Here is a 483-nt window from a genome sequence, read left to right on the forward strand (position 1 = left end):
CGCCCAGCCCGCGCGGATCATCGCCAGGAACGCCTCCTCCGCCGCGTCGTCACCCTGCTGCAGGCCGCCGGCCGCCATGCCGCCGTACAACACCATCCGGGTGACGCGCTCGGGGTGCGCGTGTGCGTAGGCCAGCGCGACCGGCGCGCCGCCCGACATCCCGAGCACCGCGAAGCGGTCGAGCCCGGCCGCGTCGACCAGGGTCTCGAGGTCGGCGAGGCGCCGCTCCAGCGAGAAGTCCGACACCTCGGTGCCCACCTCCCAGTCCGACAGCCCGAACCCGCGCTCGTCGTACCGCACGACGGTGGCGACGTCCCCCAGGTCGTCGAGGAAGTGCCGCCACACCGGGCTCTGCCAGTCGTGCTGCAGGTGGCTCAACCAGCACGACACGATCAGCAGCGGCGGGCCGGAACCGTGCCGTGCCCACGCGATGCGCACGCCGTCGTCAGCGCGGCAGAAGCGCACCTCCTGGCTGGTCACGGC

General features: G+C 73.7%; 1 protein-coding gene. It reads right to left on the minus strand.

The window, feature by feature from the left end:
- Positions 1–483: alpha/beta fold hydrolase (locus ACOADB_RS24515; protein WP_378605003.1), on the minus strand; the 483-nt coding region annotated here is incomplete at both ends.

This window comes from Nocardioides sp. CPCC 206348 (assembly GCF_048654705.1).
Classification (GTDB): domain Bacteria; phylum Actinomycetota; class Actinomycetes; order Propionibacteriales; family Nocardioidaceae; genus Nocardioides.